Raw genomic sequence first — 21,814 nt, 5'->3', positions numbered from 1 at the left:
TTATAAACCTTTATTTTTCTTATGAATAGTATAAGCAAACTTCATTATTTTCTTGCTAAACAATAAAGTTAGAGCAGTAATAATTTTTTTAATCAAAGAATAAGACTTAAGTGTTAATAAATATTTAATTTTATTAGCCTCAGGATAAAAACTATCCCATAAGTAAAAATACTGCTCATCAAGTAAAAAAATTTTTTTATGATTAAGAATACATCCATAAAATTCATTATTTAAAATTGAGAGTAATTTGTTAGTCTCGAAAAATTTTTGTAATTCGTTTATAAAGAAAATTGTATCATAAATTTGACTTTCGTTAACAGGTTGATTAGTAAATGATTTATCGTATTGTCTATAATGCAAAAAAGCAGAATTAATATATTCAACTTTATTTGAAAAGAAAAATAATCTCAATGAAACAAACTTATCCTCAAATAAATTAAAGCCTAGAATAGGATAAATATTATTATCAACAAACAATGATCTTTTTATCATTTTATTACACAAACTCCCATGGAGCCTACCATCCAAAATAGCTTTAAAATAATCCACATCTTTACCATAATTTTGTTCAATATAATCCTGTCGTCCTAGGTAATTTTCATAATAATCTGAACATATAATATCAGCATTTGTTTCTTTAATTTTTTTATAAAAGGCATTACACATATCCAAATCAACCCAATCATCAGAATCAATTTGTATAACATATTGTCCAGTTGTTGATTCCATTCCAACTTTTCTAGTAAAACTCACACCCATATTTTTATGATTTTTAATGATTTTAACACTAGTATATCTATCAGGAAATTCTTTTAAAACTTCTTTCAAAATCTCTAGGGAGTTATCGGATGAACAATCATCTACAAAAACATATTCAATATTTTTGAAATTTTGACCAAATAAGCTACGTGCACATTGAGCAATATAGTTTTGTGCATTGTAAACTGGCACTATTATTGAAAAAAAATAATTCATTTTATTTTCTCAATATTGATACAAATCTAAGCAACAATTTATAAAAAAAAGGATTTCTATAAATATTTTTCATTAATTTTAGTTTCCAAGATATATAACTTGTACATCCGATAGAATTAATATTTAATAAAGTATATTTACTATAATATCTCATACGATCTTTGTACGGAAGTGGGTAATATAATAAATATGACAAGGCATAACACTTCATATTATTAATAAATAGTTGTGCTGCCTGAGCATACCCTTCGGATGTTGTTGGGTATTTGCTTTGCAAAAAACCTATTGATATATAAAAGCTTTCCAACGATTTGCAATATTTTTTATAATTTTTTGTTGTTGTAATTGATTCTGGTCTACCCACAAAATAATTGTACACCCCTCCCATAAAATTAAATGAGCTAACTCTAGGACAGAATTCTAATAATCGTATTACAAAATCAATATCTTCATGTAAGATTCCTTCAATAAATTGAATTTTATAAGATTCTAAAATGTTTTTCCTTACCATAAAACAGCAAGCTGAGTATTCAACTTGGTAGTTATTAATGTAATCAAGGTTTGTTACTACTTTATCATTAGGCTTATTATGTATATTTGAAAGTACAACCTTCTCACAGTAAATATCATTCATTGGAAAGCTTAAAAAATCTATTTCGTTTTTATAAGCATAATTCAACAAATCTTTCAGACAGTTTTCTTTAATTGAGTCATCTGAATCAACCATCCAAATATAATCACCTTTAGCATTTAATAATCCTATATTTCTTGCCGAACTTAGTCCACCATTCAACTTTTCTATTAACACAATGTTTTTATATTTTTCTTGATATTTTTTTACAATATTAACAGAATCATCTAATGATCCATCATTTATTATTATTATTTCATATGTATCTAATTCTATGTTTTGTTTAATAAGAGAAATTAAACATCTTTCTATATAATCTTCCACATTATACATTGGTACAACTACTGAAAGTTTCATATTTCAACCTTAATATTACTAATATAAATAAATTAAAAATAATGAGAGCAACTCTACTTACAAACTAAATAATATAAGAATCTTACAAAATTTCTAGAAATTAATTCTGAAGGGCGATTAAAAACAATCTTAAATCCCTCCTTAATAGATTCTATTTTACTCACCTTCGAGCAATCTGTTGCTTTATACCAATTTATATTAATTTTTGCCCTATCATAAAGATCATAGTGTTTAAAGCTATTCACTACTTTTTCTCTCTCTATCTGCAAAACTTCTATATTTTTTGAAAAGTTATTAAGGTGAGATCTATATCTACAGAGTATTTTCGGTAGATATACTAATTTCCCTCCACTTTCCGTCATTTTAAGCCACATATACCAGTCTTCAATCTTAATATTTGGATCATACCCTCCTATCTCTCTAACTTTAGAAATTTTTAATAATGAAGAAGGAGCAGGCAATTCAAATTGATGCATAAAAATTTCATTAAAAGCATATTCTTCGTATTTTTTTAATGAAGTATTCAAAATATTATTGTATTGATCTATTAACTCATAGCCGCCAAAAACACCTAAAATATTACTATTGAATGATTCATTAAAAAATCCAACTTGCACCTCTATTTTTTGAGATAACATTATATCATCAGAAGCAAAAGCCGAATAATATTCGCCTTCACACCACTCTAAAGCCTCATTTAATGTTGCGCTCAATCCTTTATTTGTTCTGTGTCTGAACTCAAATCTAACAAACCGCTCTTTACAAGCAGGGAGCATTTCTTGTACTTTTTCTACCGAGCCATCCTTTGATCCATCGTCGATAATAATTAGCTCAATATTTTGATAAGTTTGATCAATTACACTTTGAATACTATCTTGTACAAAGTTTTCATGGTTATAACAAGGAATAACTACTGAAACCAATGGCTGATTACTCTGATTCAATTTAACCTCTTTGACTCTCTAAAGTCCCAAATATAAAATAGCCCATTACCAGCCAATACAAAGCATAATTTACTAAGTGAGCAATCGAAACACCTTCAAAACCGAAAATCTTACTACATACATAAGTCAATCCCATAGAAGATAAAGCAAATAATATTTCTGTGGTGACAAACAACTTTGTCATCGCCTTACTTAGCATCAAATAGGATAATATCCAACTGCCAATTTTAAGTGAATCTCCTATCATTTGCCATAAAAACAAATCACGCATTGGCATAAATGCATGACTAAACAATAAAGTAATAATCCAGTCACGCATAACATAAACACACAAACCGCCAACTACAGCTAAAGGAAAGATAAACTTATAACCTGAATAAACTTCTTTCTTTATTTCATCTAAATGCGTCAATTCGGCCAATCTAGGTAAATAATAAACTCCCAGTGTTGTGGTAACCAACATCAAATATGCCGCACTTAAGCGAATCATCGCTTCCCAATATCCAGCGTAATTTAAACCAAACTCTTGAGATAAATAAGAACGGATTGCCATTTGAGACAAGGGTACACAAATTGCACTAACTAGCGCCATAAGCGCAAAAGCCGCAAAATTCTTAGCAATTTGTGGCTCAATGCGTCCAAATAAATATGAAATTTTGAACCAATTGGCTTTATAACATAAAAACAACGTTACAAAAAAAGTTATGGATTGATAAATTGAAAGTGCAACTAGAGCACCATATAAATGATATTGAACAGCTAAAACACTCGTTACTAACAAAGAAAGTATACTTCCAGCAATATTTGCAATAACTAATTTTAAAATCTCCTTCTTACCATTCAAAATGGCTAAAAAAAGTGCATTTAAATTGAATAAAACTAAAAATACTGCAAACCAAACAAAAACAGATTGATACTCTACTGTCTGAAAAATATAAAGTGATAATTGCTTTTGGAAAATAAGAATAATAATAGAAAAAATAAAACTAAAAATAAGCACTAAACTGCCAGCTGCTCGCCAAACCTCTATTTGCTTTGTCTTTTCTTCATGATATTCGGCAGTATATTTAATGACTGCTGTATTAATCGCACTACCTGCAAAGGTGGTAATCATTTGAATAAAGTTTTGAAACTGTCCTATTGCTGCATAGCCCGCAGGACCAACATACACAGCTAAAATCTTATTTAAAATAAACATGGTGGCTGTTTTAATTAAAACAGCCACCCCGTTTAATGCACTGGTTTTTAGCAAATTCATGGATTAGGCTTGAAATTGATTACATAAAGCGATAATTCTTTCTGCATCTACTGCAGACAGTGTCGACCCCATAGGTAAACTTAGTACCTCATTATGTATCTGCTCAGAAATTGGATAATTCAAATTATTCCATTCTTTATACGCTTGTTGTTTATGGGGTGGAATTGGATAATGGATTAATGTTTGAACACCATGATTTAATAGATACTGTTGTAAAGCTTCACGCTGATTAGTGCGAATTACAAATAAATGCCAAACATGCTGCATATAGGATTCAGCATTAACATCGCCTAATGGCAGTTGAATTAGCGGATTTTTGATTCCATTCAAATACAAACTCGCAATATGACGTCTGTGCTGAGTTTCTTGATCCAAGTATTTGAGCTTGACATCTAGCATCGCTGCCTGAATTTCATCTAATCGACTATTCACACCAGGAACTAAATTTTTATACTTTTCATGCGAGCCATAGTTACGCAATGCTTTTAACATGGTCGCTAATTCTGCATCATTGGTTGTAACTGCACCCGCATCACCTAGTGCACCTAAATTTTTTCCAGGATAAAAACTAAAACCTGAAGCATCCCCCCAGTTTCCTGCTTTTCTACCTTGTATTTGTGCCCCATGACTTTGTGCGGAGTCTTCTAAAACCAATAAATTGTGTTGTTTAGCAATTTGCATAATTTCTGGCATTTCTGCCAATTGACCATACAAATGGACAGGTAAAATCACTTTGGTTTTAGCCGTTATTGCTTCTTTTATTTTTATAGGATCAATATTGTAGGTAGAAATATTTGGCTCAACTAAAACTGGCGTCAAGTTATTTGCTGTAATGGCAAGAATGCTAGCAATATACGTATTCGATGGAACAATAACTTCATCTCCATCTTTAAGTTTGCCTAACTCTTTCCATGCACGTAGTGTCAGAATCAATGCATCTAAGCCGTTTGCGACTCCAATTGCAAACTGTGTACCACAATATTCAGCAAAGTTACTTTCAAAACTTTCTAGCTCTTTACCACCAATATACCAACCTGAATCAACAACACGACTACAAGCTTCTATTAACTCATTGCGATATTGTTGATTAATATTTTTTAAATCAAGAAAAGAAATATTCAAAGCTATAATCCCAATAATTCAACCTGTTCAGGCGTAATATAATCATATATAGTTTTATCAGACCAATCTTTTAAAAATGGATCCGCACCCTTTTTAATTAAGAAGCTTAAGAATGCATTATCATTATTTTTTAAAGCAAAATCTTTTGCATACATGAGCACTGTAGTTCCGTGATAATTTCTATCATTTATATTTGCACCATTTTCAAGTAAAAAACTAATTATATCTTTTCTCCCATGATAAGCAGCTACAATTATTGGCGACCACCCCTTTGAGTTTCTATCATTAACACCTAGAATTTTAACAAGTTTTTTAGAAAAAGAATCAACATCTATTAATGGAATTTCATTTAACAAACCCTCTAAATCTTCATAAAAAATAGCTATATTATAATCTATAGTAGATAGAAGGGTGTAATCTGTACCCTCATGAAGTATTGTCCCAGGTTTAAATGTTGATTTTTCATCCATTACTATTACATCTGATATTTTCTTATTTTTAAAATTTAATAACTGATATGGGCGAAAACTGAACGCGTATACTTGTCTCTTTATCTGCCAAGCAGTTTTATTAAAGTCAATTTCTAATTTTTTGAAATCTATTGTTTTTGCAGAAAAATAAGTTGAATTTATCATATCCTGTTTTACCGGTTGAATAGTATTTTCAATTATTTTATTAAACCATTCTGATAGTAAAATTTTGGAATTTTCAATATATTTTCTATAACAATCTTGACTTCGATCATTTTCACTTAATTTAAATGTTTTTTGAGCTACTATGTCACCAGTATCAATACCATGATCTATCTTGTGTAACGTAACACCAGCCTCCCTATCCGCATATAATATAGGCCAAACTGATGTATACATTCCTTTATATTTTGGTAGTATTGAAAAGTGAATATTATAACACTTGTCAGTAGTTAATTTATTAGGCTTAACTATTTGATCAAATTCAAGTGAAAGAAAATAATTTATATTAGTTTTATATATTTCTTCTAAGGTCTTAATTTTCACACCTTTTTCTATTGCGAGTTTGAGCAGTGAACGTTGCCAACCGTCCACACCATGATCATTCTTATTAACCACTACAATAATTTCATCTAACTCAAATCTTTCAAGAGCTAAAAATAAGCCATGTATCGCAATATCATTTTTTCCAGCTATTACAATCATTTCGATACCTTTAAAAACTCTTTATAATCACGAATGTAATCATTTTCATCATAATGCTTACTTGCCAACACAAGCAGAACACAATCTTCTGAAAAATCATGCATTTCTCGCCAAGTTAAAGCTTCAATAAAAAGTCCTCGCGTTGGTGAATTTAGGATTATTTCTTCTCTAGAATTACCATTATCTAAAATAAAACGGCAACTTCCTTTTACACATATAGCAACTTGCTTTAAATCTATATGCGCATGAAAGCCACGTGATTGATTAGTTGTATTAAAAATATAATACAAACGATTGATTTCGAACGGAATTGATAGATTTGACTCTATCGCAACTAGCCCACCTCTCTGATCTTCCAAACTCGGAAAATCAATTAATTTTATTAAACTCATGTTAATTCATTCACCAATGAAATTATGTATTGACCATAATCATTTTTACTCATGCTCTGACCAATTTTTAAAACCTGTTCTTTACTGAGCCAACCATTATTCAAGGCAATTTCTTCTAAACACGCCACTTTATAACCCTGACGTTTTTCAATAGTCTCTACAAACTGCGCTGCCTCAAGTAAGCTCGCATGTGTCCCTGTATCTAACCATGCAAAACCACGTCCCAGCAATTCTACATTTAGATCACCGCGCTCTAAATACATCTGATTAACTGTGGTAATTTCCAACTCTCCACGCTCAGATGGTTTTACTTGTTTGGCAATTTCAATTACATCATTGTCATAAAAATACAAACCGGTGACTGCAAAGTGGGATTTAGGTTGTTTAGGCTTTTCTTCTAAAGAAATTGCGCGCTTTTGTTCGTCAAACTCAACTACACCAAAACGCTCAGGGTCTTTCACCTGATAGCCAAATACCGTTGCACCTTTTTGACGTGCGACGGCTTGACGGAGCATTGGGGTAAAACCTTGACCGTAAAAAATATTGTCGCCAAGCACTAAACAAACATTACTGTTTCCAATAAAGCTTTCACCAATTATAAATGCCTGTGCTAAACCGTCTGGACTAGGCTGGACGGCATATTCAAGCTGAATACCAAATTGAGCACCATCACCCAATAAACGCTTAAATCCATCAATATCTTCAGGAGTACTAATAATGAGTACTTCACGAATACCTGCAAGCATAAGCACTGAAAGTGGGTAATACACCATTGGCTTGTCATAAATAGGCAATAGCTGCTTAGATACCCCTTTAGTAATCGGATATAAACGTGTACCTGAACCGCCCGCTAAAATAATACCTTTTGTTGTATTTGACATTATGAATTTACACCTAATCTTTCGCGTTGGTAACTGCCATCTTGCACTCGATGACACCAGTCTAAATTATTTAAATACCATTGCACCGTTTTACGGATTCCAGTTTCAAAAGTTTCCGTAGGTGTCCAACCTAATTCATTTTGAATTTTTGTGGCATCAATTGCATAGCGTAAGTCATGCCCAGGGCGGTCTTTTACAAACGTAATCAATGACGCATACGCTTGACCGTTGGCTTGTGGTTTTAGCTCATCCAAAATCTTACAAATGGTTTTGACCACTTCTATATTCTGCTTTTCATTATGACCACCAATATTATAGGTTTCACCCACTACACCTTCGGTCACCACTTTATATAAAGCACGTGCATGATCTTCTACAAATAACCAATCCCGAATTTGCTGACCATTACCATATACAGGCAAAGGTTTAGCATCCAGTGCATTTAGAATCACCAATGGAATTAACTTTTCGGGGAAGTGATACGGACCATAATTATTTGAACAATTAGTCACAATTACTGGCAGACCATAGGTCCTATGCCAAGCACGTACCAAATGATCCGAACTGGCTTTAGAGGCAGAATATGGAGAGCTTGGCGCGTATGAAGTTGTTTCTGTAAACAAATCTGTCGTGCCTTCTAAGTCACCATAAACTTCATCAGTTGAAATATGATGAAAGCGAAAGTTTTGCTGAGCTTCGGCGTCAAGCTCCATCCAATACTTTCGAGCGGCTTCTAATAAAGTATAAGTTCCCACAATATTGGTTTGAATAAATGCTGCCGGGCCATCAATTGATCGGTCTACATGTGACTCTGCAGCCAAGTGCATAATTGCATGAGGCTGAAATGCATCTATTGCAGCTGTAATTTGTTCTGTATCGCAAATATCAATTTGTTTGAACTCATAGTTCGAGTGTTGATCAATTTCTTTTAACGATTCTAAATTTCCTGCATAAGTCAATTTATCAATATTAAAAACTTGATTATTGGTATGTTGAATAATATGACGGATGACTGCTGAACCAATAAAACCGGCGCCACCAGTGACAAGAATTTTCATTTATATGACCTTAAATGTCTTTTTAAGAATTTTACCAACAGGAGTATAAAATTTTGCAGTTATTGTAGACATAAATTAAAAAAAAGATATTAATACAGTATTAAATTTTAACCAATCATCAAAAAAATAAAAAAATAAATATAAAAATCAAAAAATTAAATTAAAAATGTAAATTAAAAATGTTTTGAAGATATTCAATAATTAGATTTTGCACTACAATCCTTTCCTAATAACGATGTATTAAAATTAAGGGCTTGAATGTGAAGTATCAAGGCACATCCATTTTATTCACTATTTCAATATTATTTTCTGGTTGTACGCTTACTTCCGGTTTACAAACCTATGATTTGCCTCCTCAAGGTAATTACAGAACCGATCAAGGCGCAGAGCTTTCAGTCATACAAATTACGCAAGACAATATTCCTCGTATCGAACTCAATAACGCTCAGAATTCCAATACTATTTTTCACTTATTTAACAAGCATCAACAAGTCTATAAATTGAGTTCAGGGGATATTCTCTCAATTCAACTTTGGGCCTACCCAGAAATTACGCCCCCTATTCAAGATATTTCAAATGTAAAAGCTGCAGGTTATCCCATCGACTCTAGTGGCAACATACAATTACCTTTAGTGGGGCAGGTACGGGTAGCCGGAAAAACACTGGCTGAAACCAATCGTTTTTTACGCAGTCAATTTGCGCGTTATTTGAAACATCCTGATGTGGTGGTTCGGGTGTTGTCTTATGAGGGTCGTCGCTATTTTGTCAATGGACAAGTCATGCGTAGTGGCCAATATACGCTAAATGATCAGCCCATTAGCATCTATACAGCACTCGGACAGGCAGGTGGTATTAATACTGAAACAGGTGACAATACCAATATTCAATTGATCCGGGAGGGTCAAACTTTTGACCTCAATGTACTACAACTAGAGAAACAAGGCCTATCTTTACATAATTTACTGATTCAACCGAATGATACTATTTTTGTGAATACCAAACAGAATCAAAAACTTTATGTTATGGGTGAGTCAAGTAAAAGCCAAGCCCTGGCTTTACGTGAACAAGGTATGACCTTAAGTGATGTTTTGGGTGAAAGTGAAGGGATTAATCCTTATTCCGCAAGTGCGGCTAAAATCTATGTAATGCGCACCGATTTAGCCACCAAGCAGTCCACTGTGTATCACTTGAATTTAAGCAGTTTTGGTAATTTAGGCTTAGCCAATCAATTCCAAATGAAAAAAAATGACATCGTTTATATTGATGCGACTGGATTAACGCGCTGGCAACGTATTGTCAACCAGATTATTCCGTTCTCTAGTGCACTCTATAGCTTTGACCAACTGGGTAAATAAAATATGCAAATTCGGAATATTTTAGTCGTCTGTGTGGGAAATATTTGTCGTAGTCCAATGGGTGAGTTTTTTCTCAAGAAAAATCATCCTAACTTACATATTGAGTCTGCTGGTCTTTCTGCCATGGTAGGCCATAGTGCTGATGATAAGGCCATTGCAAGTATGGCAAGAAAATCAATTGATATAAGCTCACATGTCGCAAAACAAATTGATGGCCACTTACTCAAAACCGCAGATTTAATTTTAGTGATGAGTTCAAATCAACAAAAACATATAGAAAAGACTTGGCCATTTGCTAAAGGTAAAGTATTTCGTTTAGGACATTGGCAAGGTCATAATGTTCCCGATCCTTATAAGCTTGATCAAGCATTTTTTGAAGAAACATGTAATAACATCGAATCTTATGTTTCGGATTGGCAATCACATATTTAATTTTATCTAGTAGTTTATCCATGAATCAAAATTCAAGTACTAATGACGATACCATTGACTTAAAAGAATTATTTTTTTCGTTAATTGCACAATGGAAAGTGATCGCGCTTTGTATCGTATTGAGCTTAACCTTCGCATTACTTTATTTACGTGTTACTCCCTCAATTTATTCTGCTGATGCAATGGTTCTGGTAGAGGATAATAAAGGCGCTGGAGCTGCTGCCCTTTTGGGTGGGTTGAGTGATGCTATTCCAGGGGGAATGGGGGGGAAATCTCCCGCAGATGCTGAGATTGAAATATTAAACTCACGCATGATTTTGGGACAAACGATTCAAAATTTGCACCTTGATATCCAAATTAAAGATAATAGTAATACTTTATTTAATCGTCTGATTAAAAATGGCAAAGCTGAAGTTCTTTATAAAAAGGATATGGTGGTTTTCCAAAAAGAAAATCAAGCCTTCTTAATCAAAACATTAAAAATTCCAAATTACTATCTAGATAAAAAATTAGAGTTAAAATTCACGGATAACAACCAGTTTACTTTCTCTTATAAAGATGAAGTGATATTTAAAGGTCAATTGAATTCCAGCAATCAAACCATAGACTCTAAGGGACTTTGGGAAGTCGCTATATTTAGCAAATCTCCGTTTAAAGAAACATTTACTATTACTAAACTTGCACTACCTACAGCAATGCAGTTCTTAAAAAATGACTATGGTGTAGCAGAGAGAGGGAAAAACTCCGGTGTTATTGGTCTAAATTATAATGGCAATGATAAGAAACATATTACTCAAGTTCTGAATAATATTTTATCCGTCTATCAAATACAAAATATTCAACGCAAGTCTTTAGAATCTAAACAAACTTTAAATTTTCTAGACAAACAGCTGCCGGAACTTAAACAGCAACTTGAGGAATCAGAAATCAAGTTCAACCGTTTCCGTGAGCAATACAATACTATTGATGTAACTCAAGAAGCCGAGTTAATGTTAAAGCAAAATGTTGAACTGGAAAAGATGAAAATCCAATTACAACAACAGCAAGCGGAACTTTCTTCAAAATATACCCCTGACCACCCTCTTATGTCGGCGATCAATGCTCAACTTTCTGAAATTAATCAAAAAACTTCAGAAATGACACAATCGATTAAACGTTTACCAGAAACACAACGATTATATTTACAGCTATATCGAGATGTAAAAGTAAACACTGAACTATATACCGCACTATTAAATAGCTATCAGCAATTGAAAATTGCAGAGGCTGGTGAAATTGGTAACGTCAGAGTTATTGACCAAGCTGTTGAACCCGTTAAGCCAATTAAACCTAAGTCATTAATTACAATAATTTTATCAATTTTTGCTGGTGGTTTTATTGGAGTATTAATTGCACTATTACGAAATATGATGCGTTCAGGCATTAAAGACGCAGCGCAAATTGAAAATGAGCTTGATCTGCCAGTCTATGCCACTGTACCGCGCTCTGTTATTCAAGAAAGCCGCATTAACCTATTGAAGAAGAAAAAGAATATTCCTATTCTTGCGGTTAAAGATAGCAGTGATATCGCGATTGAAAGCCTCCGTAGCATGCGAACAGCAATTCATTTTGCCTTAATGAATGCGACCAATAATGTGATTGCAATTTCTGGCCCTGCACCTGAAATTGGAAAATCATTCATTACCACTAACCTTGCTACTATTTTAGCGCAAGGGGGAAAACGGGTTCTGGTCATTGATGGTGATCTACGTCGTGGCTATTTACATAAGTACTTTAATGCCGAAGTGCAACCAGGTTTAGCAGAATTATTGAATCACCAAAATAGCTATGAAGAGGTGGTGCAAAATTCAACTGTAGATAACCTGTTTTTTGTGACACGTGGTAAGAGTCCGGTTAACCCGTCTGAACTATTAAGTACAGATCAATTCAAAACTTTCCTAGATCAGGCATCTGCTCATTTCGATCATGTACTGATTGATACGCCACCTGTGCTTGCGGTGACCGATGGCATCATTATTGCGCAATATGCAGGCGTGAATTTATTGATTGCCCGTCATGCTAAAACGCAAATTAAAGAACTTGAAATTACTGTTAATCGTTTTGAACAGGCCAATGTCAAAGTCAATGGCGTGATTCTAAATGATGTACAACAAGGGGCAGCAGGTAGCTATGGTTATAATTATGCCTATGCTTATACCGCAAATAAAGACAATGACTAATTCATTGTAAACTTTGATATCACACCTTGCTAGAGGCAGGGTGTGATAGTTCTCTCTATCACATTTATTCCACATGTTCATTGTTGAAAAAATCAACTAAAAACCCTATCTTGGTTACAGTTTAAAACTCCTGAGAATATACAAAAATGTTACCTAAAACACTGCTCGCCAGCTTGGCATTAAGCTCCTCACTAACCTTTGCTCAAGGCATCGTTTTAAATGACCAAAACCTGCGCACCGATTTAAACTGGTTAAATCAGCAAGGTGTGATTCAAGTTAGCACTTCGACCTGGCCAATGAGTAGTGATGAAATCCAACGCGCCCTTTCTCAGGCCCAAGTCAGCAATAATAATCAGCAAAGAGTCATTGATTCAGTCATGGCTCATTTGAATACCAACAACCAGTTACTTAAAGCATCACTATTTGCAGAGACAGATCAAAAAAATATTCCTCAAGTCTTTGGCGACCAGCAAAAAGCGCAATACCAAGCGGGTATAGAGTTAAATACAGGCAATCAAAATTGGGATGCCAGACTTCGCGTAAATGCCGAAAAAGATCCCCAGATTGATAATGATCAAGATGTGAATGTTGAAGGGTCTTACCTCGCAGGTAAGTTATGGAATCAATGGCTGATTGCTGGACAAATTCCGACCTACTGGGGACCTGGTCATGATGGCAGCTTAATTCGGGGTGATGCCAGTCGTCCTGTGTATGGTGTGACCATGCAGCGTGCCGAACAGCATGCTTTTGCAAGCAAATGGCTCTCCTGGATTGGACCTTGGCAATATCAAGCCTTTGCCGGACAACTGGATGACTACGATGCTGTACCTGATGCCAAACTGATTGGCTTACGTGTCACCGCACAACCTTTACCCTATTTGGAGCTGGGTGCATCGCGTGCTATGCAATGGGGTGGTGGTGACCGTTCAGAAAGCCTGTCTACACTCTGGAATGCTATAAAAGGCAATGATAACTTTGATAACAGTGATGATGATAAGTCTAACCAAATTGCCGGTTTTGATGCACGGTTAAGCTTACAATCACTGGTGCAAGTACCAATGGATATCTATGCGCAATATATCGGTGAAGACGAAGCAGGTGGCTTACCGGCCAAAAAAATGTATTTGGCTGGAGTCGATTATTCTTCTAGTTATAATAATATGCCTTTCCAGCTGTATACTGAATGGACAGATACCCGTAGTAATGGTAGTGCTGATGGTATTTCATATAACCACCATGTTTATACCGATGGTTTTTATCAGCATGGTTACCCATTAGCACATGCGATGGGTGGTGATGGTCAAATGGTTTCTGTGGGTGGTGATATTCGTTTCGATCGCCTCAATCGTGTTAATGCTCGAGTGCTGTTTGCCAAGTTGAATGAGTCTAACCGAACTACTAATTTAGCTTTTCCAGCGCAGGATGAATTAAAAGCTGTTGATGTGAGCTGGACCCATTATTTACGCCCAGATATTCCACTGAAACTAAATGGCTGGATCAGTGATTCAGACTTACGTGGTAATGATGGTGGTGCATCGATTGGAATTGAATTTCCTTTAGAAAAAAGCTTGTTTTCTTACTAAGCTCTTTGCAAAATACAATTTCGGTTAGAGCAATCTTTGTTCCTAGACATTCTCGAACAATGATTAAAATCTGAAAAATAAAAAAACCAGCCATTGCTGGTTTTTTTATATCTTCAAACTTCAACATAACTGCGGTGTCCACTTGCTAAAAAACCACCCATTCTGCAAGATTTCTCAAAATTTTCTGCTAAGATGGAATGAACCTCAACGATAACATTAGATTGGAATAATACATGAGTAAGGCCTTACCGATTGCTGTCGCTGTTCTTTTAGGCGGTGCCGCGCTAGTACCTGTTTACTATGCAACTCAAAACCCAGCTGCTCAAACCACAAAAGCATCTAAAGATGCCTCGGCTGTTTCTAAAATCAGCTATGCACTCGGTTATGAAGTCGCTCATCAAACTCCACCTGAGCTGGATATTAACAGCTTTGTGACAGGCGTTCGCGAAGGTCATGCCCGTACCGCTCCTGCTTATACTGAAGAAGAATTACAAGCAGCTTATGAGCAATTCCAAAAAGAAATGCAGCAGAAGCAAGTCGATAGTTCCAAACAGGCTCAGGCATCAAGTGATACTTTCCTGACTGAAAATGCCAAAAAAGCTGGGGTAAAAACTACCGCATCTGGTTTGCAATATGTAGTGACCAAAGAAGGGACAGGCAAACAGCCTGCAGCCACTTCTATCGTGAAAGTACATTACACAGGCAAACTGGTTGATGGTACCGTGTTTGACAGTTCGGTTGAACGTGGCGAGCCGATTGAGTTCCCACTTAACCAGGTCATTCCAGGCTGGACCGAAGGTTTGCAACTGATGAAAGAAGGCGGTAAAGCAACCCTGTATATCCCATCTAAACTCGGTTATGGTGAACAGGGCGTGCCAGGTACGATTCCTCCACACAGTACTTTGATTTTTGATGTGGAACTCATCGAAGTAAAATAATCCACGAAAAGGAGAGCAACGCGCTCTCCTTTATTTTGAGAATTAATCATGAAAATACAAATAAGTTTGATGGTTTTACTGCTGAGTTCTGGCAGTCTGTTTGCCAAAGAAGTCACCAATAAGAGCCCTGAGGCTGAACAGGTCGGCTACAGCTTTGGTTATCTGATGGGAAAAAGTAATGCTGACTCCTTACAAGGCATTGATCTGGATGCCTTCAGCGCCGGTTTAAAAGCGGCAGCCGCTGGGAAACAGGCGACTTTAAGCGAGGAAGACATGGCGCGGGTGTTGACCCAATTTAAGCGTCAGGCTGAAGCCAAAGAGCTGATTGCCTTGAAAAAGCAGGCGAATGAAAATGCCAAAATTGGTCAGGCTTTTCTGGCTGAAAATGCAAAAAAACCGGGGATAAAAACCACCAAATCAGGTTTGCAATATCAGATTCTTCAGGAAGGAAAAGGTAAATCGCCGAGCGCAAATAGTAATGTCCGTGTACATTATGAAGGCCGTTTAATCGATGGTACGGTTTTTGACAGCTCGATTGCCCGTAATCAGCCCGTGGTATTTCGTACCACCCAAGTCATTACCGGCTGGACCGAAGGTTTACAGCTGATGAAAGAAGGTGCCAAATATCGTTTCTTCATTCCGGCCGAACTGGCCTATGGACAGATTGGTTCAGGGGATGTAATTGAACCGAACAGTACTTTAATTTTTGATGTGGAATTACTGGAAATTACTAAATAATAAGTCCTATTTTTCCAGATCTAAAATCGGAGAGGTTCTATATTGGCCTCTCTTTTTTTATGGGCTTAAGTATCCTTAAATCGCAGGTTTTCATGTCACATTCCGATCAGTTTTGCTATGTTATGTTTTAATCAAGCAATTCAACAACAATAGAGGACGTCAGCATGGCAGCAATCAAGACTCGCGAAATTCATTATACTGCGCAGGATGGCAGCCCATTAATTGGTTATTTTGCCGCCCCAGAAACAGATACCCCTGTTGCCGGTGTACTGGTCGCACCCGAATGGTGGGGTCGGAATGAATATACCGAACAGCGTGCCCGTGAACTTGCAGAACATGGCTATGCGGCCTTGGCCATGGACATGTATGGTGATAAAAAAGTCACGACCAATTCTGATCAGGCTCATCAGTGGATGATGCAGACTTTTGAAGATCCTGACACTATCGTTAACCGTGCAACAGCAGCCTTGAATGCCCTGGCAGCACAGGATGAAGTCAATGCTGATAAGCTTGCAGCGATTGGTTTCTGCTACGGCGGCAAAGTCGTATTGGATCTGGCCCGTTCTAATGCACCTTTAAAAGCGGTGGCGACTTTCCATGCCATTCTGTCGCCAAAAGCACCTGCTCAGGAAGGTCAGGTACAGGCGGAAATCCTGGTGCTACATGGTGAACTCGACAGCATGGTAACCCTGGATGATGTCGCCAGTTTCCGTGAGGAAATGCATGCTGCCAAAGTCGAGCATGAAGTGATTGTTTTTGAAAATGCCAAACATGGCTTTAGCAACCCGCTTGCGGATGAACGGGCCAAAGCCAATGGTGTGGATCTTGGTTACAATGCAGAAGCGGAACAAAAAGGTCTGGCAGCAATGTATGCCTTGCTAGACTGCCATTTGGCATAAATAGAAACAACTATCCGGCTTGTTCACAGGCTGAATATTTTAGATACTTCATGAAGAAAAGAAGATAAATCCTACCAGAGGAGAATGTGTATGATGGCTGAAACCAACTGCCCCTACTGCAATTTTGACGAATATGATGTCATTGCCAAAAATGATTATGGTGTGGTGTTGCCTGAACCAAATTCATTGTCCGAAGGTCATTGTGTGATCATTCCATTGCGGCATGTGGCCTCATTTTTTGAAGTGACTGACAAAGAACGTAAAAGTTTGATGTCTTTATTGGAACAGGCACGCAATGAACTGCAATTACGCTACCAGCCTGCCGGTTTTCATGTCGGTTTTATTGATGGTGAAGTATTTCAGGAAAAGGTTGAACATCTGCATATTCATATTATTCCGCGTTATGCAGGCAAGACCTTGAAGCTGGATGAGCGCTGGGGAATTAACGATTAACCGGATTTTTGATCAAAAATAAATGCTCTCCGGAGCATTTATTTTTATGAAAGCTAAGTTCTATCAAGCTCGATGAACATCTACGTTTTTATCTCACTTTTCACATTCCCACCCTGCTGATTCCGCTATACTAGCTGCTGCTTATTCGGTTGCTATGTGTTCATGTTCGTATTTTCAGATGCCCTGTTGGAATGGTTTGATGTGCATGGTCGTCATGACTTGCCCTGGCAGGTGACAGATGACCCCTATAAAGTCTGGGTCTCTGAAATCATGTTGCAGCAAACCCAGGTCAAAACTGTACTGCAATATTTTGAGCGATTTATCCAGCGTTTTCCAACTGTTCAGGACTTGGGTCAAGCCTCATGGGATGAGGTCGCACCCTACTGGGCAGGTCTCGGCTATTATGCCCGCGCCCGCAATCTGCATAAAGCTGCCGGCATCGTGACAACACAGCAGCAGTTCCCTCAAACCCTGGAAGCATGGATGGCCTTGCCCGGCATTGGCCGTTCCACTGCTGGTGCCCTGATGTCACTGGGTTTACGTCAATATGGCGTGATTATGGATGGCAATGTGAAACGGGTCTTGTCACGTTTCTTCGCGATTGAAGATGACCTGTCCAAACCCGTCCATGAGCGTGCTTTATGGCAACTGGCCGAAGAATTATGTCCGGTTGAACGTAATCATGACTATACCCAGGCGATTATGGATCTGGGTGCAACTGTATGTACCCCGAAAAAGCCTTTGTGTCTGTATTGCCCGATGCAGCAGCATTGCAAGGCTCACCAGCAAGGACTGGAAAATGAGTTACCGTTTAAGAAAGCCAAAAAACCAGTTCCGGTGCGCTCTGCTCAGGTCTTGCTGATCCAATCTGGTACAGATTGGCTTTGGCAACAACGCCCCAATAGCGGTCTCTGGGGCGGTCTCTGGTGTCTGCCGATTATTGAAAATGCACATGAATTTGAACAGCAATGCCAGCAACTTGGCCTGAAAAATATCCTCAAAAAAGTCCAGATCAGCCATAGTTTCACCCACTTCACCTGGCAGCTTGAAGCAATCGTTTTTGCAGTGGATCAGGATCAGCAGGAACATCTGGCGATTGAACTGCAAGGCAACTGGATGCGTCCAGAGACAGCCATTGATTGCGGTCTGCCAACAGCGATGAAAAAATTGATCTCTGCGGTAAATGTATGACATAGTCTGGACAAAGCAAAAAACCGATCAGCTCAGAATGAGCATTGCCAATATTTAAGGATGAATAGCGTGCGCCAATATCTTGCTTTGACCTGGGTGGCTTTAATTGCCATATTACTAACCGCCTGTAGCAGTACACCGAAAAAACCCCCTGCTGTACAGCTCAATCCTATCGTCGTGCAAAAACTGAAAAGTATGCGAGTGCCGTCCTCTCTGCCCATCCCGGTGGCACGCGTACAGGCACGTGAATTATCAGATACCTGGGGCGCTTCGCGCAGTCGCGGACGTTTACATGAAGGCATTGATATCATGGCTCCACGTGGAACCGAAGTCTTTAGCGCGACTGAGGGCCTGATTGCAGATTTACGTAACAACAATTTGGGTGGTAAAGTAGTCTGGATTCTGGGTCCGGGCGGCTCCTGGCATTATTATGCGCATCTGGATGGACATAAATGTGGCTTAAAAGTGGGCGACTATGTCAAAAAAGGCCAGCTGATCGGTTATGTCGGCAACAGCGGTAATGCCCGGCACACTGCACCACATCTACATTATGGAATTTATTTACAGGGTAAGGGTCGCGGTGTGGTCAATCCCTATCCCTATTTACGTTAATTTTAGGATATTTACATGTCAGAAGCGTTGATCAATCGTCTGGTAGAATTTGCTGAATCAGGCAATCAACAAAAAATTGTATTGAATGGTCAAACTTACCAGGGCTGGGTGATGGAAATTACCGAGGATGCGCTTCTGATCAGTACTGGTTATGCCGACAAGGCCGGTAAAGATATGTGGATTCTATTTAGCGATCTGGATCAGGCTGAACTGTCGTACTGGGACAATCAGCAGGATCAATGGACTATGTTTAAATTATAAAAGCATAAAAACAAAGGGCATCACATGACTGTGCAACGCTGTGGCTGGTGTTCCGATGATCCGCTGTATATCGCCTATCATGACCAGGAATGGGGACAGGCCCTGCTGGATGAAAATCGCCTGTTTGAAATGCTGTGTCTGGAAGGACAGCAGGCCGGTCTGGCTTGGATTACTGTCCTCAGAAAACGTGAAGCCTACCGTAAACATTTTTTTCAATATTCGATTGAATCTATCGCCTTACTTACAGATGAACAACTCCAACTGAAACTTGACGATGCTAGCCTGATACGTCATCGTGGCAAATTGAACGCCGTTCGGGAAAATGCCCAAGCATGGCTGAAGCTCCGACAGCAAGGAATCAATCTGGTGGAGTGGCTCTGGTCTTTTGCCCAGCAACCGCGACTGAATAATGATGTTATGGATTATCGTCAGGCACCCGCTCAAACCATTGAGAGCCAGAAGATGTCTAAAGCACTCAAACAGGCTGGTTTTAAATTTGTCGGACCCACCCTTTGCTATGCCTTTATGCAGGCCGTTGGTATGGTCGATGACCATGAAAATCATTGTGACTTTAAAACAATATCCTCGCATTTAAATAAGAGCTGAAATCATGTCGAATAATATTATTCAAGCTTATGCTGCCATGTCCGCAGGTGCGGAACTGGAACCTTATCAATTCGATGCCGGAGAACTGCAGCCGCATCAGGTCGAAGTCAAAGTGGAATACTGCGGTCTCTGTCATTCTGATATTTCAGTCATTAACAATGACTGGGGTTCTTCAGTGTATCCGGTCGTAGCAGGACATGAGATTATCGGCACCATTACCCATCTGGGTGCAGAAGCCAAAGGCCTGAAAGTTGGGCAACGGGTTGGCATCGGCTGGACAGCGGAAAGTTGTCAATATTGCGATCCTTGTATTTCGGGCCAGCAGGTGCTGTGTACTGGCGGTCAGGTGGCGACCATTGTCGGACATGCCGGTGGTTTTGCCGATAAAGTGCGTGCCGGCTGGCAATGGGTCATTCCCCTACCCGAAGATCTTGACCCTGAAAGTGCGGGTCCCCTGCTCTGTGGCGGAATTACCGTATTCGATCCGATCCTGAAACATCAGATTCAGGCCATTCATCATGTTGGCGTAATTGGCATTGGCGGTTTAGGGCATATGGCAATCAAGCTGCTGAAAGCCTGGGGCTGTGAAATTACCGCTTTCACTTCAAATCTGGATAAAACTGATGAGCTGAAAGCCATGGGCGCTGACCATGTGGTCAATAGCCGTGATTCGGCTGCCTTAAAAGCCCAGCGTGGCAAGTTTGATTTATTGCTCAGTACGGTCAATGTCACCTTGAACTGGCAGGCTTATCTGGCAACTTTGGCACCAAACGGCACTGTACATATGCTGGGTTTACCACTTGAGCCGATGCAGATTCCGGCTGGCATGCTGATTGGCGGAGCCAAGTCAGTCACCGGTTCACCGACAGGTTCGCCGGCGGCATTACGTCAGTTACTCCAATTTGCTGCACGTAAAAATATTGCACCACAAATTGAAGTCTTCCAGATGTCACAGCTGAATCAGGCGATTGAACACCTGCATTCTGGCAAAGCCCGTTACCGGATTGTACTTAAAGCAGATTTTACAGCTTAAATTCAGTCTGTTTTCACGTGTTAAAAAGACCCAGCGATTGGGTCTTTTTTATTGCAGAGCTTCAGGCAAGACCGCAATACTGGCAGGCTTAGCCAGCTCGGTCTTCATTTTCTGCAGCATCTGATAAGGCTGCTGTTGCACAAACATATTTACGAAGGTCAAAGGAATGGAACCTTCCGGATTGGCATAACCATAGGTTGAAACCTTGACCTTATTATTAACCAGTTTCTGAAAAGTCCAGTCGCCCTGATAATCAGTTAAACGCACATAATCCGGGTTTAAAGGATAGCCACTTTGGATGGCTTTATTCTTGATGGTGATCTGACCATTGGTTTCCTTGATCATCTTGCCCTGTACAATCAGGTCACGGTCTTTTAAGGGAAATGGAAAATCCAGCACCATATACAGGGTAAAGTCACCTTTTTTATCATCGCGGGACAGGACCTTGATGCTACCCATATAGGGAACCCATTGCACGGCATGCTCAACATTCAAAATGAGGGAAATGGCATTTTCAACAGGCGCAGTATAGGTGGTTTCAGCTTTATAGAGAAAGACCGGGTTTTGCTCATTCTGATAGGTCCAGACCTTGATATTATTTTTATGAATACTGAGTTTAGGCGTCCCGACAGGCTTGGCCTGCGCAATGGCGCCAAGCGCCACTGCACAGAGCAGGAAAATCATTTTTTGCATTTTTTATT

General features: G+C 38.2%; 23 protein-coding genes. 13 read left to right on the top strand and 10 right to left on the bottom strand.

The window, feature by feature from the left end; genetic code table 11:
• From Q9R21_RS07925 to rfbB, 9 genes are read right to left on the bottom strand one after another with little or no spacing between them, the layout of a single operon-like run.
• Complete coding sequence (locus Q9R21_RS07925) at positions 1–975, bottom strand: glycosyltransferase family 2 protein (protein ID WP_311204095.1); 975 nt, start codon at positions 973–975, stop codon at positions 1–3.
• 1 nt (position 976) lies between these two features.
• Positions 977–1,963 (bottom strand): glycosyltransferase, encoded by a 987-nt coding sequence (locus Q9R21_RS07920; RefSeq protein WP_311204094.1) that lies wholly within the window; start codon positions 1,961–1,963, stop codon positions 977–979.
• Between the two features lie 53 nt (positions 1,964–2,016).
• Positions 2,017–2,907, bottom strand: coding sequence for a glycosyltransferase (locus Q9R21_RS07915; protein WP_311204093.1), 891 nt, complete (start codon positions 2,905–2,907; stop codon positions 2,017–2,019).
• 1 nt (position 2,908) lies between these two features.
• On the bottom strand, positions 2,909–4,165 hold the full coding sequence (locus Q9R21_RS07910) for an O-antigen translocase (RefSeq protein ID WP_311204092.1): 1,257 nt from the start codon (positions 4,163–4,165) through the stop codon (positions 2,909–2,911).
• 3 nt (positions 4,166–4,168) lie between these two features.
• A complete protein-coding gene (locus tag Q9R21_RS07905) occupies positions 4,169–5,287 on the bottom strand; it encodes a DegT/DnrJ/EryC1/StrS family aminotransferase (protein ID WP_311204091.1) in 1,119 nt (372 codons plus the stop codon).
• A gap of 2 nt (positions 5,288–5,289) precedes the next feature.
• Positions 5,290–6,462, bottom strand: a complete 1,173-nt coding sequence (locus Q9R21_RS07900; RefSeq protein ID WP_311204090.1) for a formyltransferase family protein — start codon at positions 6,460–6,462, stop codon at positions 5,290–5,292.
• Positions 6,459–6,854, bottom strand: coding sequence for an FdtA/QdtA family cupin domain-containing protein (locus tag Q9R21_RS07895; RefSeq protein WP_311204089.1), 396 nt, complete (start codon positions 6,852–6,854; stop codon positions 6,459–6,461). Before Q9R21_RS07895 ends, Q9R21_RS07900 begins: the two co-directional genes overlap by 4 nt.
• Positions 6,851–7,735 (bottom strand): glucose-1-phosphate thymidylyltransferase RfbA, encoded by an 885-nt coding sequence (gene rfbA / locus Q9R21_RS07890; protein WP_311204088.1) that lies wholly within the window; start codon positions 7,733–7,735, stop codon positions 6,851–6,853. The genes Q9R21_RS07895 and rfbA overlap by 4 nt, the downstream gene beginning before the upstream one ends.
• Positions 7,735–8,793 carry a dTDP-glucose 4,6-dehydratase gene (gene rfbB / locus Q9R21_RS07885; RefSeq protein WP_311204087.1) on the bottom strand — a complete coding sequence of 353 codons (1,059 nt, stop codon included), beginning with the start codon at positions 8,791–8,793 and terminating at the stop codon, positions 7,735–7,737. Before rfbB ends, rfbA begins: the two co-directional genes overlap by 1 nt.
• A gap of 260 nt (positions 8,794–9,053) precedes the next feature.
• Here rfbB and Q9R21_RS07880 point away from each other — a divergent pair, with 260 nt between their 5' ends.
• The 13 genes from Q9R21_RS07880 (at position 9,054) to Q9R21_RS07820 (ending at position 21,113) form a co-directional block, all read left to right on the top strand.
• A complete protein-coding gene (locus Q9R21_RS07880) occupies positions 9,054–10,148 on the top strand; it encodes a polysaccharide biosynthesis/export family protein (protein ID WP_311204086.1) in 1,095 nt (364 codons plus the stop codon).
• Between the two features lie 3 nt (positions 10,149–10,151).
• Positions 10,152–10,580, top strand: a complete 429-nt coding sequence (locus Q9R21_RS07875; protein WP_311204085.1) for a low molecular weight protein-tyrosine-phosphatase — start codon at positions 10,152–10,154, stop codon at positions 10,578–10,580.
• Between the two features lie 20 nt (positions 10,581–10,600).
• On the top strand, positions 10,601–12,799 hold the full coding sequence (locus Q9R21_RS07870) for a polysaccharide biosynthesis tyrosine autokinase (RefSeq protein WP_311204084.1): 2,199 nt from the start codon (positions 10,601–10,603) through the stop codon (positions 12,797–12,799).
• A gap of 146 nt (positions 12,800–12,945) precedes the next feature.
• Positions 12,946–14,382 carry a capsule assembly Wzi family protein gene (locus Q9R21_RS07865; protein WP_311204083.1) on the top strand — a complete coding sequence of 479 codons (1,437 nt, stop codon included), beginning with the start codon at positions 12,946–12,948 and terminating at the stop codon, positions 14,380–14,382.
• Between the two features lie 233 nt (positions 14,383–14,615).
• Positions 14,616–15,320, top strand: a complete 705-nt coding sequence (locus Q9R21_RS07860; RefSeq protein ID WP_311204082.1) for an FKBP-type peptidyl-prolyl cis-trans isomerase — start codon at positions 14,616–14,618, stop codon at positions 15,318–15,320.
• Positions 15,321–15,368: 48 nt separating this feature from the next.
• Positions 15,369–16,058: an FKBP-type peptidyl-prolyl cis-trans isomerase gene (locus tag Q9R21_RS07855; protein ID WP_311204081.1), complete on the top strand. Its 690-nt coding sequence runs from the start codon at positions 15,369–15,371 to the stop codon at positions 16,056–16,058.
• A 164-nt stretch (positions 16,059–16,222) separates the two neighbouring features.
• Entirely contained in the window at positions 16,223–16,957 is a 735-nt protein-coding gene (locus Q9R21_RS07850) for a dienelactone hydrolase family protein (RefSeq protein ID WP_005264532.1), read from the top strand.
• A 93-nt stretch (positions 16,958–17,050) separates the two neighbouring features.
• A complete protein-coding gene (locus tag Q9R21_RS07845) occupies positions 17,051–17,410 on the top strand; it encodes an HIT family protein (protein ID WP_026055739.1) in 360 nt (119 codons plus the stop codon).
• Positions 17,411–17,572: 162 nt separating this feature from the next.
• Positions 17,573–18,601 carry an A/G-specific adenine glycosylase gene (gene mutY, locus Q9R21_RS07840; RefSeq protein WP_404976576.1) on the top strand — a complete coding sequence of 343 codons (1,029 nt, stop codon included), beginning with the start codon at positions 17,573–17,575 and terminating at the stop codon, positions 18,599–18,601.
• A gap of 69 nt (positions 18,602–18,670) precedes the next feature.
• A complete protein-coding gene (locus tag Q9R21_RS07835) occupies positions 18,671–19,213 on the top strand; it encodes a M23 family metallopeptidase (protein ID WP_311204079.1) in 543 nt (180 codons plus the stop codon).
• A gap of 15 nt (positions 19,214–19,228) precedes the next feature.
• Complete coding sequence (locus Q9R21_RS07830) at positions 19,229–19,474, top strand: hypothetical protein (protein ID WP_005108279.1); 246 nt, start codon at positions 19,229–19,231, stop codon at positions 19,472–19,474.
• Between the two features lie 24 nt (positions 19,475–19,498).
• On the top strand, positions 19,499–20,080 hold the full coding sequence (locus Q9R21_RS07825; protein WP_311204078.1) for a DNA-3-methyladenine glycosylase I: 582 nt from the start codon (positions 19,499–19,501) through the stop codon (positions 20,078–20,080).
• A gap of 4 nt (positions 20,081–20,084) precedes the next feature.
• Positions 20,085–21,113, top strand: a complete 1,029-nt coding sequence (locus tag Q9R21_RS07820; RefSeq protein WP_262457865.1) for an NAD(P)-dependent alcohol dehydrogenase — start codon at positions 20,085–20,087, stop codon at positions 21,111–21,113.
• Between the two features lie 48 nt (positions 21,114–21,161).
• On the opposite strand, the gene Q9R21_RS07815 is transcribed toward Q9R21_RS07820, so the two are convergent.
• The gene (locus tag Q9R21_RS07815; protein WP_311204077.1) at positions 21,162–21,806 is read right to left on the bottom strand and encodes a hypothetical protein; all 645 of its coding nucleotides are present in this window, start codon (positions 21,804–21,806) and stop codon (positions 21,162–21,164) included.
• Positions 21,807–21,814: the final 8 nt, after the last annotated feature.

Source organism: Acinetobacter sp. RG5 (assembly GCF_031844265.1).
Taxonomy (GTDB): Bacteria; Pseudomonadota; Gammaproteobacteria; order Pseudomonadales; family Moraxellaceae; genus Acinetobacter.
The sequence above is the reverse complement of the archived record's forward strand: the minus strand, read 5'-3'. Positions and strand labels throughout refer to the sequence as shown.